Source organism: Clostridia bacterium, from assembly GCA_014360065.1.
Taxonomy (GTDB): Bacteria; Bacillota; DSM-521; order Neomoorellales; family JACIYF01; genus JACIYF01.
In genome coordinates this window covers 1-3600 of record JACIYF010000185.1, presented here as the reverse complement: position 1 = coordinate 3600, position 3600 = coordinate 1, and the positions used below count along the sequence as shown (strand labels likewise).

Annotated in this window: 3 protein-coding genes and 1 pseudogene; 3 read left to right on the top strand and 1 reads right to left on the bottom strand. The window is 56.2% G+C overall.

Going from position 1 to position 3600, the window contains the following annotated elements; translation table 11 throughout:
* The first annotated feature begins 398 nt into the window (after nucleotides 1-398).
* From H5U02_14635 to H5U02_14625, 3 genes and pseudogenes are all read left to right on the top strand, one after another.
* On the top strand, nucleotides 399-971 hold the full coding sequence (locus H5U02_14635; protein MBC7343657.1) for a Uma2 family endonuclease: 573 nt from the start codon (nucleotides 399-401) through the stop codon (nucleotides 969-971).
* A gap of 187 nt (nucleotides 972-1158) precedes the next feature.
* Nucleotides 1159-1245, top strand: a pseudogene (locus H5U02_14630) (transposase).
* Between the two features lie 87 nt (nucleotides 1246-1332).
* On the top strand, nucleotides 1333-1689 hold the full coding sequence (locus H5U02_14625) for an RNA-binding protein (GenBank protein ID MBC7343656.1): 357 nt from the start codon (nucleotides 1333-1335) through the stop codon (nucleotides 1687-1689).
* 66 nt (nucleotides 1690-1755) lie between these two features.
* On the opposite strand, the gene H5U02_14620 is transcribed toward H5U02_14625, so the two are convergent.
* Nucleotides 1756-3393: a DUF1957 domain-containing protein gene (locus H5U02_14620; protein ID MBC7343655.1), complete on the bottom strand. Its 1638-nt coding sequence runs from the start codon at nucleotides 3391-3393 to the stop codon at nucleotides 1756-1758.
* Nucleotides 3394-3600 lie beyond the last annotated feature (207 nt).

The following is a 3600-nucleotide window of genomic DNA, read 5'->3' as shown; positions in this document are numbered from 1 at the left end:
GGTGATCAGGGCGCTAAAACTAGCGGGCTTCGGTCAGGAGATTTATCTCTCCCCTGCCTTTACTGGCGGATAGTGAAATTGTTGTTATTCGCTACCGCGAAAATCTTGGAAAGCTTTCCCAAGGGTGCGAAATGTAGGTTGAAATATGACCCTATCGGATTTGGGTAAGCCATAGAAAAACTTGGCGCAGTTTACTACTTTGAGCCCGGCCACCGTCGATTACTACCTGCGGGACCTCGAGAAGTTTGCCCGCTGGTATCTGGAGACCTACGGTTCGGGCGGCTCTCACAATCGTACTTATGTAGGAGTCAAGGGCGGCGGTATGGGGAAAGCCCGGACCTCCAAGAAATTGACAAGAGGCTATCTGCGGGTTATGATGCGAGCAGGAGGTGGCACCAATGAGCAGGCCAGAACCACCGGCAGGACAGATTATCCTTACCTACGACGATTATCTTACCCTGCCCGACGACAACAACCGCTACGAAATCCTGGAGGGGGTACTATATGTGACGCCTTCGCCGACTACCCGGCACCAGCGGGTTTCTCGCAACCTAGGATTTTTGCTCATGCAATACGTAGAAGAAAACAACCTGGGAGAAATCTTTTATGCGCCCTACGACGTGATCTTGAGCGACATCAGCGTGACCCAGCCGGACTTAATCTTCGTCTCCCGGGCCCGCCGTCACATTATTACCCGCGACAACGTTCAGGGTGCGCCGGACCTGGTGGTGGAAATCCTTTCCCCCGCTACCCGCGAAAGGGATAAGCTAACGAAGGCGCAAATCTATGCGCGCTACGGGGTAGATTACTACTGGATCCTGGACCCGTCGGCCAAAACCCTGGAAGAATACCGGCGAGAAGGCGACGCCTTCCACCTGGTGGGCCGCTACCAGGGAGCTGAAATGGTGCGCACCACCCTCTTCCCCGAGTGGGAACTTGACCTGGGCCGGGTATTTAGAATTCCGGACTGAGGCCGGCCTGTTTAGAAACTTCAATGGCCGTAATCCAGTCCAGAGCTCGGTGCCTTTTCACCAGTATTATCTTTTGGCCGTAAGTTAAGCATAGAATGCCTTGCGCCACCTTTTATGAGATCGCAAGCTTGATTATAAAAGGGAAGGAACTCGCCAGGAATTTGGCCACATTGCCCGCACGCCATCTATGTGGAGGCGAAGCTATTTTGTCTCTACCGCCGGTAATGTTTCCTCCGGTACCATCCGCAAGTATATTGAAATGCAGAAGAGGTGATTAGTCTGCCGGTGCAGACTTTAACCGCCAAGGCTAAAAAGGAATTCCAGCACCACCTACCCTATCTGCGACAAGAGGTCAACATCCTTGTCCACCGCACGGCCCTGTGGCGGGTGGAGTGGTTCGAACCTGTCTTATCAATGCACCGAGGAGGATGTGCGGCAGCTGTTTTTGGTCTATAGTCCGGGTGAGGTCCGCATCATTCCCGGCAAGGGCTTCGGCTTTGTGGATGTACCTGAAGCGAAGGCTGCCGAGGCCGTCGCCGCCATCAACGGCACCACTTTCCAGCATCGCAACCTCATCGTCGATGAGGCCCGCCCCCGCGGTGAGCGCTCCGGCGGCGGCAACCGTGGCGCTCGCCATCGGGGTGGCGGCTATCGTGACGGTGACCGCAGCGGTGGATACGGTAATGACCGAGGCGGTGGACGCGGCCGGCGGTTTTAGGCGATGCGCTGGGCGCCGGCGGTTTTAGGCGGTGCACCAGGCACTATCTCTCGCCAACAGCGTCAGTTACGATGTAGTAGCGGCCATAACCGGTACGGGCGGTTGTTCCTCGGTCCAGGGGTGGGCAAATACCTGGTAGTCTAACTCGGGGAAAAGGTTGTCGTGGGCCTCCAGGTAATCGAGCCACCCAGCATCTATTTGGCCGCTCAGGATCTGCTGGTAAAGTTGAAGGAAACGGCCTACATGGAGGATTACCCGGCGGCGGGCATACTGAACCATGGTCCCGGTTTTCATGATGAAGGGCCAGTCGCTGGCCTGGGCGAGCAACACTTCCCGGGCGGCTTGGTTCAGGGCCCGGCGCAAGATTCCTGAGCTTTGGGGAAAACGCCAGGCCAAGTAAACCATGCGCTTGGTAATGTTATGCAAGTGGCGGTAAATCCAGTCGTTGGAGCCTTCCAGCCATACCTCGTTATACCCATTGTAGCCCCAGCTGGACATGCAGGGTTGTGAGGGCTGACTATGCGGATAGAGCTCTAGGTATTGAGAAGGGGTAATCAAGGAAAACACCTTCTGGTCATAAGCAACTTTGCGGATCAGGTAATCCAACCACCGGGGTCCCTCAAACCACCAGTGCCCGAAAAGCTCAGCATCATAGGGAGAGACCACGATGGGGGCGCGGTCCATGTGGCTGGCCAGCCATTCGATTTGCTTTTCCCGGTTGAACATGAAGTTGCCAGCGTGGATGGCGGCCTTGCTGTCGGCCCAAGCGGGCTCATAGGGCTCCTTGTGATTGCTGCGACCGGTAATTCGGTAGTATTTGAAGCCGGTATCGGTACGAATGCCACTGGGATGGACGTAAGGGCCGATGTATTCGTAGGGCAAATCGTAGCCGATATCCCGGTAAAACTCCCGGTAATCAGGATCGCCGGGGTAACCTTCCTGGGCGCTCCAGACTTGTTTTGAGGACTCTAGGTCCCGCCCAAAGGCGTGTACGCCGGAATTAGGGCAGGCTATAGGAGCATAATTGGCATACCGGGGCCGGGGAGTAGCATAAAGGATTCCGTGGGCATCGAGGATGAAGTATTTGATGCCTAGCTGTTTCATAATCTGGTCGTCGCCGGGGTGGTACCCGCACTCGGGCAGCCAAAGACCGCGGGGGTAGCGGCCGAAATGGCGGTAATATTGCTTTATGCCTTCGGCCAACTGGGCCCATACTGCTTCTCGGTGGGGGTAGGCTAGAGGCAGGTAGGCATGGGTGGCGGCCGAGGCAATTATTTCCAGGTTTCCAGCCTCCTGCAGCTCCCGGAAGGCTTCCACCAGGTTATCGCTGTATGTTTCATGGTAGATTCGATAGGTGTCTTCCAGTAATTGGTAATACATCTGGGCCAGGTGGTGAAAGCGGGAATCGCCCCGGGTGCGGACCAGCTCCTTGTCGGCTAGTTCCCGCAAAGCTTCTAGATGCCTGAGGTAACTTTGCTGTAGCCAAGGATCGGTAAGCATGGCTACCAGCGGCGGGGTAAGGGACATGGTAATGGCGAAGGGAACTTGGTCTTGGCGGAGCCGCTGAAAAACCTTTAAAAGGGGAACGTAGGTTTCAGTAATGGCTTCATAGAGCCAGCGCGCCTCCAGGGCGTGTTCGTCCTCCGGGTGGCGCACAAAGGGCAGGTGGGCATGTAAAACTAAAGCTAAATAACCTTGTCGCAAGTAAATCCTCCTTCTCTGCAAGGCTTGCGTCAATGGCCGAGCCTTCGAGCTTGGCTCGCTGGAGCTTTCAGGCTAGTTGCTCTTTAGATAGGGGTCAGCTGCCCTTCCGCGCGGGCTTAGCGGCGCATCAGCTCCTCGGAGCTGATGCGCCGCCTCGGCACCGCGGGGGAGCTAATTCCGCCGGGTGGCGTGGGGATGCCAGCTTGT